The 12,634-nt window shown below is 56.0% G+C and carries 12 protein-coding genes; 8 read left to right on the top strand and 4 right to left on the bottom strand.

Going from position 1 to position 12,634, the window contains the following annotated elements:
• Positions 1 to 441 precede the first annotated feature (441 nt).
• A complete protein-coding gene (locus tag IEX01_RS21955; RefSeq protein ID WP_491008676.1) occupies positions 442 to 774 on the top strand; it encodes a hypothetical protein in 333 nt (110 codons plus the stop codon).
• A gap of 74 nt (positions 775 to 848) precedes the next feature.
• Here IEX01_RS21955 and IEX01_RS14930 read toward each other — a convergent pair whose 3' ends face one another.
• Positions 849 to 2,465, bottom strand: a complete 1,617-nt coding sequence (locus IEX01_RS14930; protein WP_048888764.1) for an STY4199 family HEPN domain-containing protein — start codon at positions 2,463 to 2,465, stop codon at positions 849 to 851.
• A 162-nt stretch (positions 2,466 to 2,627) separates the two neighbouring features.
• Positions 2,628 to 4,049 carry an aminotransferase-like domain-containing protein gene (locus tag IEX01_RS14925; RefSeq protein WP_024556178.1) on the bottom strand — a complete coding sequence of 474 codons (1,422 nt, stop codon included), beginning with the start codon at positions 4,047 to 4,049 and terminating at the stop codon, positions 2,628 to 2,630.
• 177 nt (positions 4,050 to 4,226) lie between these two features.
• On the opposite strand from IEX01_RS14925, the gene IEX01_RS14920 reads away from it, so the two are divergent.
• The 4 genes from IEX01_RS14920 (at position 4,227) to IEX01_RS14905 (ending at position 5,824) form a co-directional block, all read left to right on the top strand.
• Positions 4,227 to 4,397, top strand: coding sequence for a DUF1127 domain-containing protein (locus IEX01_RS14920; RefSeq protein ID WP_071788436.1), 171 nt, complete (start codon positions 4,227 to 4,229; stop codon positions 4,395 to 4,397).
• A gap of 97 nt (positions 4,398 to 4,494) precedes the next feature.
• The gene (locus IEX01_RS14915) at positions 4,495 to 4,824 is read left to right on the top strand and encodes a DHCW motif cupin fold protein (protein WP_188724102.1); all 330 of its coding nucleotides are present in this window, start codon (positions 4,495 to 4,497) and stop codon (positions 4,822 to 4,824) included.
• Between the two features lie 4 nt (positions 4,825 to 4,828).
• Positions 4,829 to 5,359, top strand: a complete 531-nt coding sequence (locus tag IEX01_RS14910) for a GNAT family N-acetyltransferase (protein ID WP_024556176.1) — start codon at positions 4,829 to 4,831, stop codon at positions 5,357 to 5,359.
• 66 nt (positions 5,360 to 5,425) lie between these two features.
• A complete protein-coding gene (locus IEX01_RS14905; RefSeq protein ID WP_048888761.1) occupies positions 5,426 to 5,824 on the top strand; it encodes a YdeI family stress tolerance OB fold protein in 399 nt (132 codons plus the stop codon).
• A 142-nt stretch (positions 5,825 to 5,966) separates the two neighbouring features.
• On the opposite strand, the gene IEX01_RS14900 is transcribed toward IEX01_RS14905, so the two are convergent.
• On the bottom strand, positions 5,967 to 6,725 hold the full coding sequence (locus IEX01_RS14900) for an SDR family NAD(P)-dependent oxidoreductase (protein WP_024556174.1): 759 nt from the start codon (positions 6,723 to 6,725) through the stop codon (positions 5,967 to 5,969).
• A gap of 118 nt (positions 6,726 to 6,843) precedes the next feature.
• On the opposite strand from IEX01_RS14900, the gene IEX01_RS14895 reads away from it, so the two are divergent.
• The 3 genes from IEX01_RS14895 to IEX01_RS14885 all read left to right on the top strand — a co-directional run bounded on the left by IEX01_RS14895 (position 6,844) and on the right by IEX01_RS14885 (position 10,436).
• Positions 6,844 to 7,743, top strand: a complete 900-nt coding sequence (locus IEX01_RS14895) for a LysR family transcriptional regulator (RefSeq protein WP_024560521.1) — start codon at positions 6,844 to 6,846, stop codon at positions 7,741 to 7,743.
• A 54-nt stretch (positions 7,744 to 7,797) separates the two neighbouring features.
• On the top strand, positions 7,798 to 8,835 hold the full coding sequence (gene yhjD, locus IEX01_RS14890) for an inner membrane protein YhjD (protein ID WP_024560522.1): 1,038 nt from the start codon (positions 7,798 to 7,800) through the stop codon (positions 8,833 to 8,835).
• Between the two features lie 272 nt (positions 8,836 to 9,107).
• Positions 9,108 to 10,436, top strand: a complete 1,329-nt coding sequence (locus tag IEX01_RS14885) for an MFS transporter (protein WP_024556171.1) — start codon at positions 9,108 to 9,110, stop codon at positions 10,434 to 10,436.
• Between the two features lie 125 nt (positions 10,437 to 10,561).
• Here IEX01_RS14885 and IEX01_RS14880 read toward each other — a convergent pair whose 3' ends face one another.
• Positions 10,562 to 12,619: an AsmA family protein gene (locus tag IEX01_RS14880; RefSeq protein WP_188724101.1), complete on the bottom strand. Its 2,058-nt coding sequence runs from the start codon at positions 12,617 to 12,619 to the stop codon at positions 10,562 to 10,564.
• Positions 12,620 to 12,634: the final 15 nt, after the last annotated feature.

Here is a 12,634-nt window from a genome sequence, read left to right as displayed (position 1 = left end):
GCAACATTTAGTTTTATTTGGTCACATGCGTGATCGTTACTCACGTTAAGATAAGCGCTGCGGCGGGCAGGCAAGTGATGCGCGGAAGTGCGGCAGTTTCAGACGGGAAGAAGCGCGCCTCAACGAAGCGGCAAGCCTCCTTTTTGTATAAAAAGAGATTTTTTAATTTCGTGATGCAGGACATGTATCTTTTACAGCCTTTCTCATTAATGTTACTTAATTTTTTTACGTTATTACTTTTATTTAAAGTTTCCGCAAAATACAGCAATGGCTAAAAATAACACGCATAAAAACCGTAAACCCGCCAATTTAAACAATTATTTACTTAACTTTCAGTTAATTGAAAAAATATTGAATGAATTCTAATTTTAAAGGTTGCCTGAAATAATCACTCTCGCTAATTTGATAAGGCCGCTTAATCAAATGGAGGGAGATTAAGGTTTGAAATGGACTGTACTCGAAACGCTTGTTAGCCCGGAAACCGGCATGGCCTTTACGCTTGTCGTTTCCGCTAACAATAACAAATTCATTCTCTGGCACCTTTACTGCGCCCGGATAACGTCCCGAAAGCCTCTTTATGTCCACGCAGGCATGGCCTGGGTCTATCAGGGCGAGCGGATTGACCGCATCCAGATTTACCGGGTTACGCTTTATTGCAATAACCTTTGGGAAAATTTAAAAAAACACGCGGGCTGCGAAAAATATATTACGGATGAACAATGCACTCTGGGGACCCGGTGCTCGATTTCTCCCTGCCCACGTAACCTGCGCTGAGCTTTTTAATCCGCCTGAAATAATGCCGGGGTATCGCCCCGGCAGCGTTAAAAGTTATGTACTTAAGAATCAACTTAAGCGCCTGAACTTATTTCCTGGTAGATCGAACGCTGAATCGCGGCCCACTTTTTCGTATTCGCATCCGGGTTAGCCTGCGCGCGCAATTCCGCCTGGTCGAGAGCGTGTTGTTGTCTTTTCACCACGCCCGGCGTAACGCAGAAGCTTTTCAGGAACTGCTTGCGCATCGACGTAAAGGTTTCGCCCTGCGCCAACGCATGGCTTAAGGTCGCGATCATTCGCCGGCAGGGCTTGATTTCATCCATCTGCGCCCGGTGGCGCAGCAGCAGATTTAGCGAATCATCCTGTTTTGCCGCCAGCGCCTGCTCTGTCCAGGCGACCTGCCAGCTCATGCCGCCGTCCAGAAAGAGCTGAACCACATCCGTCTCGTTGCGATCGATTGCCGCGCGGAAATGATTTACATCCCAGCGTATTCCCTTGCGACTCAGCTTTTCACGCGGCGTTTCGTTGATGTTTACCGGTTGCGAAATCTCCACTGCCTGGGATGAAGCGTGATTAACGCTCTGCGCTGTCTGGGGCGGGTTAACCCGATCGCTGGCAAGATAGAGCGCGCCCAGCGCTACCGCGATAAAAGCCACCCCCGTTACGCCCCAGAGTACGCTGACGAGAAGCTGTTGCGTATCACGCTCCGCGCCCTGGCGTTGGGCGCCGGGCCGTTCAATGGTATCGCGCAGATCGAAAATATCGCCGCCAACGGCGCGGTTTTTCTGCGCCGCCTCTTCAAAGAAAGCGTCGAGCTTCGCGGTATCCATCGACATGAACGCCTGCGGATTAACGCTCACGCGCCCCTTCGCATACGCCTCCTGCACCGGCCCCGCAATAGCTGAATAAAACGCATCCAGCATAGTCATCTGCGCGCTCGTCAACGGCTGTTGTTGCACGGCGGCGTTGCGGATAACGCGAACATCATCCAGAAAGGTTTGCAGCGTTTTACGCGGCTCGACAAACAGCGTCAGCGAATCGGCGGCGTTGAACAGGCGTTCGTAATGCTGCGCATACTCTTTTTTATCGATGACCAACAAGGCCAGTTCGCTGAACAGCATGCCGCTCAGCACATCGCCCTGCTTGCCGAGCTTCAACCAGCGGCGCACTTTGTCGCCGCCAATGCGCTGCTTCAGGTGGTTTATAAGTTGTTGTTGATCGGGCCAGGCGTTTGCTATCAGGCCTTTCAGGGTTAACTCCAGCGCCCGTAACTGTTGCAGCGCCTGCCGCTGCTGCGCGTCGTTATCCGCAGCAAGAACCGTCGAGTACTCAAGCTTCGGCTGGTTATCGCGCAGCCGCTCCAGGCAGGCCACAAAGCGCAGTGCGGCAAAAAGCTGGTTCTGACTTATCGCCTGACCGCTTTCATAACGGGGGACCAACTGCTGCAAATGGCGTAGCCGCAGGCTGAAACGGGACATTTCCACATCATCGAGATTGAGCTTACGCCCAACCACCGCCCAGCTCCCCAGATTCTGGCGGGCCTGCTCAAGCTGTTGTGAAAACCACTGTGGATCTTTGCCTTCGGCCACCCGAATATCGAGCAGCGCGAGAATCGCCACCGACGCCTGGCTAATAATACCAAGCGCGGTTTCAAACTCTTCTCGTAGAGATTGCTGTGTGGAATATGTCATACCGCGTCCTCTTGCGGAGTAATGTTTGCCGTTTCGCTAACGGTCTTTGCTCGCCTTTTCCAGGCGTATTGTTGTTACCCATTTTTACCGTTTTACAGACAGTTAAATAACATAGCTGAAAATAGCGGGAATAAAAGTGATGGCAAAGCACCCGTTATGAAATCATCCCTTGCGCATAACTTCATGAAAGAACTCGCCTATGTTACGCAGCGCGTTTTCACACTTTTCATCAAACGGCGCGGCGAAGTTCAGACGCAGACAATTACGGTATTTTTCTGACGCGGAAAAAAGGTGGCCAGCAGCCAGATGGAGGCGTCTCTGCTGCATCTGTTCGGTATAACGCGTTAAATCAATTTCTTCCGGCAGCTCCACCCACATCATAAAACCGCCCTGCGGACGACTGACGCAAATCCCGCAGGGGAACAAGGAGCGCACCTTGCAGCTTAATACGTCATAATTGCGCTGATAATGCTGGCGGATGCGCCGCAAGTGCCGATGATAGTGGCCTTCGCGAATAAAGGTAGCTACCGCTGTTTGCGTGGCCGGAGGAGAAGAGGTCGTGGCGATATATTTACGGTGCAACACGCGGTCATAGTAACGGCCTGGCGCAATCCAGCCCACGCGCAGCCCCGGCGCCACGGTTTTGGAAAAGGAGCTGCACAACAGCACTCGCCCTTCCTCATCCATTGATTTAATCGTCGCCGGACGAGGATATTGCCAGGCGGTTTCACCATAGATGTCATCTTCGATGAGCGCGATATCAAACCGCGCAGCGAGGTTGAGCACCGCGCGCTTGCGGGCAAGCGGCATGGTAAAACCCAGCGGATTGTTACAGGTAGGCACCAGCAGCACGGCTTTAATCGGCCACTGTTCCAGCGCCAGCTCAAGCGCCTCCACGCTAATGCCAGTCTGAGAGTCAGTAGGAATTTCGATAACTTTGAGGCCAAGCCCGCGCAACATCTGCATGGTGCCGTAATAAGAGGGAGATTCCATCGCCACAATATCGCCAGGCTGGCAAAGCGCGCTAACGGCCAGAGACAGCGCGCCATGACAGCCAGGGGTCACGATAATCTCTTCGCTGTTAACCTGCGCCCCACCATCAAGCATCAGGCGGGCTATCTGTTCGCGCAGTTCGCGGTTGCCCGCCAGTTCGTCATAGCCGAACATCGCTTCCACCCGTTGAGGTGAGGCAACGCGGCCGATTTCTCGCCACAGCGGTTTAAGCGTAGGGTGGGAGATATCCGGCGACCCGCCGCCAAAAGGAAATACGGCTTTATCCTTGCGCGCTTCCAGCAACGCCAGCGTTTCGTTCCACTGAGAAATTTCTACAGGGCGCTGCTCGGGTCGAGTGAGACGCGGCGCGGGCGGCTCCGCTTTCTGCGGCGCGACGAAATAGCCCGAACGCGGTTGCGGCAGCACCAGCCGCCGCTCTTCAAGCAAACTATAGGCCTGCTGTACCGTACTGATGCTAACGCCATGCTCCTGGCTTAAGCTGCGAACGGAAGGCAGTCGCTCTCCCTGTTGATAAAGCCCCTGCCGGATCCGCTGCGTTAATAAATCCGCCAAATGCTGATAGCGCGTCATGCTGTATCCCCTCTTTTCATCATACAGGGCCGTTAACCAGTACAGATGGCGCGCCCGGTATGCGATTCAGCCTCTGTTATGCCGCTTCTGTATGGTAAAGAAAAGGATTTTGTGCGCCTGTATTGCGCCCCCGTAAAAGTCGACCATGAAAGCTCGTTGATGAAGAGGAGCTTAATCATGGAATTTCACGAAAACCGCCCGGTACGTCCCTTTTATGGTTTTGTTTTGCTGGGGCGCTTTCTTCGCAGCGCATGGCGATGCTACCAGACGCGCCGGTTACTGCGTACGCTGGACGACGCAAAGCTGCGGGATATCGGCCTGACGCGGGACGATATCGATCCCCAATAATAGGGAGCTTCTGCGTCGTAATAATCTGCTGCGTAAACCTTTTTTTGATGCGAGAGTAAAAGACCCGCCGCCGCTTCAGAGAATTAAAAGGATAACCATGCAGCTTGAGAATATTCCCTTTGGCATTACAGACTGGGCGACTGTACCAGTCACCGAACACGCCGGCATCAGCGGCAAAGCGCTATGGCGCACTCAGCAATTCGGCGCGGTGCGCGTGCGAATGGTGGAATATACGGCGGGTTATCTGGCCGACCACTGGTGTCGCAAAGGGCATATTCTGCTCTGCCTGAGCGGCGAGCTGCATACGGAGCTTGAAGATGGCCGCCGTTTCGTTATGACGCCGGGCGTCAGCTATCAGGTAGCGGATAACGCCGAAGCGCACCGCTCTTCCACGTTGACCGGCGCCACGCTGTTTATTGTGGATTGACGCCATGCTGACAACTTTCACCACCTCCCGCCTCGCTTATCGCCAGCTTACCGCCGAAGACTGGCCCTTTTTCCTCTCCCTGCAGCACGACGAAGAGGTGATGCGCTTTATGGCGGATCGGGGCAGCGAAGAGGAGATTTATGCGGCGTTCGCCACGCGTTTGCCCGTCTGGACGCCGGAAAGCCGCCACTGGCTCGGCCTGTTAATAAGCGAGCAGGCAAGCGGCGAGCCGGTGGGCGTAACGGGGTTTATCCGCCGTGAAGAGGATAAAGCCGAGGTGGGCTATCTGCTGGCGAAGCGGCATCAGGGGAAAGGTTATGGCTACGAGTCGCTGCGCGCGGTCTGCCATCTTGCGTTCAAGCAATGCGGCATCCGTAAGCTTGTCGCCACCGTTACGGTGGGCAATGATCCTTCGCGCAGGCTGCTTGAAAAAACGGGCTTTATGCTTGAGGGCACGCTGCGGGAAAACTACTTTCTGCACGGCCGCTGGCAGGATGACTGGGTATTTGGCCTGTTAAACCAGGAATATTGTTAATCGGCGTTTTCTTCTCCGTGTGCCAGGCTTAAAACATGTGACCCTAAGCCAATGCTAAGGAGAAGTATGAAAAAGGCACTTATCATCGCTGCATTTACTACCCTGTTTACGCTGCCCGCCGTCGCTGAAGACCAGCCGGGACTGAAAACGGGCGATGCGCCGCCGCCGCCGCACAAAATCGATAGCGGCTATCGCGGCGCGGAAACGCACAAAACCATGTCCATCAAAGAAGGTAAAGAGATGCATGACGGCGCTTCCGTTTCGTTTCAGGGCAACCTGATCCAGAAGAAAGGCAACGATATCTATGTGTTTCGCGATAAATCGGATCAGATTGACGTGGTGATCCCGATGGCGGTGTTCCAGGACCGTCAGATCGAACCCGATCAGCTGATTACGATTAACGGTACGCTGGATAAGAAACAGCAGCCGCCCGTAGCGCGCATCGACCGCATCATCAAAGAGTAAAGTTCAGGTTTTTGCGCCCCTCTCCCCGGTAAGGAGAGGGGCCTTTAGCGCATCGGTTACGATCCGCCTCCCTGTTTACTCTCTTTTTCACATTCGATGACATCCTCAAACGCCGCAAGCAGACTGCCCGACGCCGTGCCTCTTACAGGAACATCCCGCCAGAGACCTCAATGCGCTGCGCGTTCATCCAGCGCAACTCATCGCTGAGCAATGCGGCGATGGCGTCGCCAATATCATCCGGCAGGCCAACCCGGCCCAGCGCCGTTTGCGACGCGATAGCGCGGTTCATCTGTTCGTTGTCGCGAACGACGCCGCCGCCAAAGTCCGTTTCAATCGCCCCTGGTGCGATGATATTGACTGAAATGCCCCGCTCGCCCAGCTCTTTCGCCTGATAACGCGTCAGCACCTCCATCGCCCCTTTCATCATGGCGTAGGCCGCCTTGCCCGGCAGCGCGAAGCGCGCCAGCCCGCTGGAAACATTCAGGATCCGCCCACCGTTTTTCATCAATGGCAGCAGTTGCTGAGTCAGGAAGAAAGGTCCTTTGAGATGGATGCGCATCATCTCATCAAACTGCGCCTCGCTGGTCTCAGCAAACAGGACATCGATGCCTGTTCCGGCGTTGTTTAATAAATAATCGAAACTGTCACGCTGCCAGACATCTTTCAACTGCGCCTTCACCTCTTTAACAAAATCGGCGAAAGTGTTGCTTTCGGCGACGTTCAGCTGCAATGCCACTGCTTTTACGCCTTTTAGCTCAATTTCGCTGACCACTTTTTCCGCTTCCTGACGCTGGCTGTTGTAGGTCAGGATGATGCCTGTTCCTCGTTCAGCCAGCTTCAGCGCCGCGTTTTTCCCCAGGCCGCGGCTGCCACCCGTTACGATTGCGATACGTTGCGTCATAAAAACCCCCTCTTTGCCGTTGCAGTGATTGAGAGAAAGCTTATTAGCTGATAAAAAAACAATAAATGTGCTGAATTGCGTTTCACTGTTTCAATAACAACAACAATGAGCCATTCCGATGGATAAAATTCACGCAATGCAACTCTTCGTACGGGTGGCGGAACTGGAGAGCTTTTCCCGCGCCGCCGAAACGCTCGGCCTGCCCAGAGGCAGCGTGTCCCGCCAGATCCAGGCGCTGGAAGCGACGCTTGGCGCAAGGCTCCTGCACCGCACCACGCGCCGGGTGCAGCTCACCCAGGACGGCATGGTCTATTACGAACGCGCCCGCGACCTGCTGGCGAACCTGGATGAGCTGGACAGCCTCTTCCTGCATGACCCGGCAAGCGTCAGCGGGCGGCTGCGCGTCGATATGCCGGTGGCCGTGGCGAAAAACCTCGTGATCCCGCGTCTGCCCGCCTTTTTGCAGCACTACCCCGGTATTGAAGTAGAGCTTAGCAGCAGCGATCGGCTGGTGGATGTCGTGCGTGAAGGCTTTGACTGCGTGGTGCGTGTCGGCCAGCTAAAAGAGTCGGGGCTGGTGGCGCGACCGCTAGGCAAACTGACGATGGTGAACTGCGCAAGCCCCGACTACCTCGCCCGGTTTGGCTACCCGCAAACGCTGGAAGACCTTGCCACCCACGCGCTGGTGCATTACGCCGCCAACCTCGGCACGCGCCCACAGGGGTTTGAAGTGTGGAGCGATAACGAAACCCGCTGGGTCAAAACCGGCGGCGTACTGACCGTCAACAGCACCGAAACCTATCACGCCGCCTGCGTGGCGGGTCTTGGGATTATTCAGGTGCCGCGCGTCGGGGTCAAAGCGGCGCTGCGCAGCGGTACGCTGGTGGAAATTTTGCCGCAATACCGCGGCGCGCCGATGCCGGTCTCGCTGATTTATCCTCACCGCCGCAACCTGTCGCGTCGGGTGCATCTCTTTATGGAGTGGCTCAGCGGGGTGATGAAAAGTTACGTTGATTAGCGTCAGGCTATACTTTTGTTTATGTCGATTAACACCCATAAGGAACCGCTTTTAATGACGACACCGGAGAAGCCTGCAAAACGGCCAACGGAAGACCTGGATTACAAACCCGTGCCGCAGCTTGACACCCGCCCGCCTGAGGAGAAAAAAGCGGAGCCTAAGGAGAAAGGCGAAGGCCCCGTCGCCGCCGTTACGCAAACCGTGGAAAAGCTGGAACGTCGCCCGATGGTGGCGCATCTTATCCGCGCAACGGAGCGTTTTAACGACCGGCTCGGCAGCCAGTTCGGCGCGGCTATCACCTATTTCTCGTTCCTGTCGATGATCCCTATCCTGATGGTCTCATTCGCCGCCGCCGGGTTTATTCTCGCCTCTCACCCCACGCTTTTGCAGGACATCTTCAGCAAAATCCTGATGAACGTAAGCGACCCGACGCTCGCCCAGACGCTGCAAAGCAGCATTAACGCCGCCGTGCAGCAGCGCACCACGGTAGGTATTGTCGGGCTTGGTGTGGCGCTCTATTCCGGGGTGAGCTGGATGGGCAACCTACGTGAAGCTATTCGCGCCCAGTCGCGCGAGGTGTGGGAGCGTGGCGCGCAGGACGAAGAAAAGTGGTGGGTGAAATACCTGCGCGATTTTATCTCGCTCATCGGCCTGCTGGTGGCGCTGGTCATCACCCTCTCTATCACCTCGGTCGCCGGCTCCGCGCAGGAGGCGATTATTCGCTGGCTTTACCTTGATTACATTCCCTGGCTGAAACCCGTCTGGCATCTGATTGGCCTTGCGATTTCCATCTGCGCCAACTTCCTGCTTTTCTTCTGGATCTTCTGGCGGCTGCCGCGCCATCGCCCGCGCCGTAAAGCGCTGGTGCGCGGCTCGTTTATCGCCGCGATAGGGTTTGAAATCATCAAAGTCATCATGACCTATACCCTGCCTTCACTGGTGACGTCGCCGTCCGGCGCTGCCTTTGGCTCGGTACTGGGGCTGCTGGCGTTCTTCTACTTCTTTGCCCGTCTGACGCTCTTCTGCGCGGCCTGGATAGCCACCGCGGAATATAAAGACGACCCGAAAATGCCGGGCAAACACTTCGACTAAACCGGCAGGCGGGTTGAAAAACCTCTGTTTTTTTCACCCGCCGCCGCTACTTCAGCATATAAATCCAGCCTGTAACTTTTGTTTAACCAAAAACCAGTTTTATCTTCTGATTATCAAAAATCGTGAAGCATTTCATAGAAGATATTCGGCGAGCCCGAAAATTATTCGCTTTTTGCCTGTTTTTTGCGCAAAGCGACGGCGGGCAGCGCGTTGAAATGTCGCTTTTGCTGTGGCTAATATGGCTGTCCGACGGTAAAAAATAAGAAATATCTATGCAAGCATCACTCGCAACGACTCTGGAAAACGACCAGGACGCCACGCCGGTAAACTCTCGCGGTAAAGTGGTTATCGCCTCGCTCATTGGCACCGCCATCGAGTTCTTCGACTTTTACATTTATGCCACTGCGGCGGTAATTGTCTTCCCGCACATCTTCTTCCCGCAGGGCGACCCGACCGCCGCCACGCTACAATCGCTTGCTACTTTCGCTATCGCCTTTGTGGCGCGCCCGATTGGCTCCGCCCTGTTTGGCCACTTCGGCGACCGCGTGGGCCGCAAAGTGACGCTGGTCGCCTCGCTGCTCACCATGGGCATTTCAACGGTGCTGATCGGCCTGCTGCCAGGCTATGAGAGCATCGGCGTGCTCGCCCCGCTGCTGCTGGCGCTGGCGCGCTTTGGTCAGGGCCTGGGTCTTGGCGGCGAATGGGGCGGCGCAGCATTGCTCGCTACCGAAAACGCGCCGCCGCGCAAGCGTGCGCTTTACGGCTCCTTCCCGCAGCTTGGCGCGCCGATCGGCTTCTTCTTCGCCAACGGCACCTTCCTGCTGCTCTCCTGGCTGCTGACCGACGAACAGTTCATGAGCTGGGGCTGGCGCGTGCCGTTTATCTTCTCCGCCGTGCTGGTGTTGATTGGCCTCTACGTGCGCGTTTCCCTGCATGAAACGCCGGTGTTCGCCAAAATCGCCAAAGCGAAGAAACAGGTGAAAATCCCGCTTGGCACCCTGCTGACGAAACACGTGCGCGTGACGGTGCTCGGCACCTTTATTATGCTTGCGACCTATACGCTGTTTTACATCATGACGGTCTACTCCATGACCTTCAGCACCACGCCAGCGGCGCAAGGCGGCCTTGGCTTCTCGCGCAATAGCGTGCTGTGGATGCTGATGATGGCGGTGATTGGCTTTGGCGTCATGGTGCCGGTAGCAGGGCTGCTGGCGGACCGTTTTGGCCGCCGCAAGAGCATGATAACCATTACCAGCCTGATCCTGCTGTTCGCGCTGTTTGTCTTCCCGCCGCTGCTCGGTTCCGGCAACCAGGCGATGGTGATGGCCTACCTGCTGATTGGCTTAAGCCTGATGGGGCTGACGTTCGGTCCGATGGGCGCGCTGCTGCCGGAGCTGTTTCCGACGGAAGTGCGTTACACCGGCGCCTCGTTCTCCTATAACGTGTCGTCGATTCTGGGAGCGTCGGTTGCGCCCTACATCGCCACCTGGCTGCAGGCGAACTATGGCCTGACTTACGTTGGCATTTACCTTGCGGCAATGGCGGCGTTAACGCTGATTGCGCTGGTGGCAACGCATGAGACGCGCGAGCAGGCGCTGTAATCCCGCCATCGCGTTAATGAAAAAGGCTGCCTTCGGGCAGCCTTTTTTATCTCTGTGACACCGGGCCCGGCGGGTAACGCGTTGCTTACCGCCGCAGGAGATTCAGACGAACCGGCCCGCTCTTCTTATTTCTTCATTTGCGACAAAATCGCGCCGCACTGATTCTCGCTGCCCTCGGACGGCGAAATCAACGCCAGCAGCGCGGCGGCCGGGGTCACCAGCGTCGCCAGCGCGGCGGCTACGGCGCCACGGGCGATGAGCGGCCCCGGCTTCACGCCGTAATCCGGGTTCTTGAAGGAGCCGCGCACGTAAAGCGGCGAGCGCAGCGTAACAATACGCACCCCTTTGCTTTCCGGGTTAATGGTGAGATCGAGCCGCTCGTTGGCGAAACTGGTGGTGCCGGTAATGTTAATCAGCGCATTTTCCGTATCGAAGGCGAAAATTTGCGGACGGGCCACGCCGTTCACCAGATCGAGGTTCGCCGCCGCGCAGTTCACGCGCACCTCCTCATCGCCGAAAATCTGGCCGACGACAAAGTTACCCACGTTGAGGCCGAGAATTTCCATCAGGTTGCGGCTAATCAAGCCATCATTCATCAGCAGCTTCAGGTTGCCGTTGCTGCTGCCAAGCAGCGCCGCCACCGAGTTGCCAGTGCCGCGGAAATCCGCATCGCCGTTCAGCTCGCCGAGCGTCTTTTGCATCAGCTCCACATCCGGCATCAGCTCTTTAAGCTTCAGGCGACGCGCCTGAATATCCGCCGCGCCCTGCATCGGCGATTTTCTGCCGTCCAGATGAATGGTGGAATTAATGGTGCCGCCCGCCATGCCGAACTTAAGCGGCTTCAGGCGCAGGTCGCCGTTGGTCAGAATGATATGCGTAGTGAGGTCGCTTAACGGCAGGCTGGCGCTGTGTTCAATGCGGCGGCCTTTAAAGCGCACGTCCGCATCCATCACATCCCATTTATCGGTTTCGAATTTATCGTACGGCAGCACTTTATCCGCCGGCTGCGACGATTTTTCGCCCTTGCGCTGTTCGGCGCGTTTGCTCTTGTCAGCCTCTTTGCCAGAATCGACGCCGATAAGCGGCCCCAAATCCGCCAGACGCAGCTGGCGCGACTCTAAATCACCCTCCAGCTTCGGCCGCGGTTCGCCTTTGGTATAGGTGAGCGAACCGTGAATGTCGCTGTCGCCGATGCGACCGTTAAAACCGCGATAATCATAGGTGGAAGTTTTATCGCCGATTTTCGCCACCAGTCGGCCATCCGTTTCAAACGGCGGGGTGTCCGGCAGCAGTACGCCGGTCAGCTCGTAAAGCTCGCCCAGCGAATCGCCCGCAAATTTCAGTTTTAAATCCACCCCGCCCATGTTCATCGGGTCATTAACGGTGCCGAAAAAGGCCACGCGGGTATTACCGGAGCGTAAATCGGCCTGCACCGGGAACGGCGTGCCTTCGCTTCTCAGCGCCAGCATGCCGCCGATTTTTCCGGTGCCTTCAACGGCCTGGCCGTTGTAGCGCCCGTCCGCTTTCAGGCCAAAAACATAGTTGCCGACGTTGCCCTTGTTCTCTTTATCATCTGCGCCGGTCACTTCATTGAACGGCAGAGGTTTGCCGAGCGGATCGACGGTAATTTTCACATCGGCGCGGCTGAGCTTGTCATCAATGGAAATATGGCCTTTATCGAACAGGATATTGTCGAGCTTAAAAGACCAGGCGGAAGGCTGGGCGTTCTCCTCTTTTTTATCGCTGTTCGCCAGGTTAAAGGTCCAGTTATTGTTTTTTTCCGACAGGCGAATCAGGCGCGCATCCGGCTGCACCAGTTTAATCCAGGGGATGTAGACCGTTTTGGTCAGCAGCGCGAGCGGCGCGAGCGTGGCTTCCACGCGAGGCAAATGCACCATGGTGACTTCAGGGATTTCAGGCGGGTTGCCGAGGATAATGTCTTCGGCATGGACGTGCGGCCACGGCACCCAGCTGCGCCAGCCGGTTTCCTCTTTGCTGCGCTCCCACACCACGCCCAGATCGCCGCGAATAGCGAAAGGACGGTTCAGCTCGGTGGAGACTTTCTCGTTAATGGTCGGTTTTAATCGGTTCCAGTCAAAAGTGGCGATAACAATGATTAAAATCACGATCAGCAACACGAAGATCCCTGCTACCGCACTGATTATTTTGCCTGTTTTTGTCATTTCCGCGCCTTCCCT

The sequence above is a fragment of the Franconibacter daqui genome (assembly GCF_014644275.1).
GTDB classification, from domain to species: domain Bacteria; phylum Pseudomonadota; class Gammaproteobacteria; order Enterobacterales; family Enterobacteriaceae; genus Franconibacter; species Franconibacter pulveris.
This window is presented reverse-complemented; position numbering and strand designations above follow the sequence as displayed.

What these genes read in the sequence shown, in the direction of transcription:
- IEX01_RS14885 (WP_024556171.1), top strand. Translation starts at nt 9,108, where the DNA reads ATGCAAGCATCACTCGCAACGACTCTGGAAAACGACCAGGACGCCACG.
- IEX01_RS14930 (WP_048888764.1), bottom strand. Translation starts at nt 2,465, where the DNA reads ATGACATATTCCACACAGCAATCTCTACGAGAAGAGTTTGAAACCGCG.
- yhjD (WP_024560522.1), top strand. Translation starts at nt 7,798, where the DNA reads ATGACGACACCGGAGAAGCCTGCAAAACGGCCAACGGAAGACCTGGAT.
- IEX01_RS14925 (WP_024556178.1), bottom strand. Translation starts at nt 4,049, where the DNA reads ATGACGCGCTATCAGCATTTGGCGGATTTATTAACGCAGCGGATCCGG.
- IEX01_RS14920 (WP_071788436.1), top strand. Translation starts at nt 4,227, where the DNA reads ATGGAATTTCACGAAAACCGCCCGGTACGTCCCTTTTATGGTTTTGTT.
- IEX01_RS14895 (WP_024560521.1), top strand. Translation starts at nt 6,844, where the DNA reads ATGGATAAAATTCACGCAATGCAACTCTTCGTACGGGTGGCGGAACTG.
- IEX01_RS14880 (WP_188724101.1), bottom strand. Translation starts at nt 12,619, where the DNA reads ATGACAAAAACAGGCAAAATAATCAGTGCGGTAGCAGGGATCTTCGTG.
- IEX01_RS14915 (WP_188724102.1), top strand. Translation starts at nt 4,495, where the DNA reads ATGCAGCTTGAGAATATTCCCTTTGGCATTACAGACTGGGCGACTGTA.
- IEX01_RS14910 (WP_024556176.1), top strand. Translation starts at nt 4,829, where the DNA reads ATGCTGACAACTTTCACCACCTCCCGCCTCGCTTATCGCCAGCTTACC.
- IEX01_RS14900 (WP_024556174.1), bottom strand. Translation starts at nt 6,725, where the DNA reads ATGACGCAACGTATCGCAATCGTAACGGGTGGCAGCCGCGGCCTGGGG.
- IEX01_RS14905 (WP_048888761.1), top strand. Translation starts at nt 5,426, where the DNA reads ATGAAAAAGGCACTTATCATCGCTGCATTTACTACCCTGTTTACGCTG.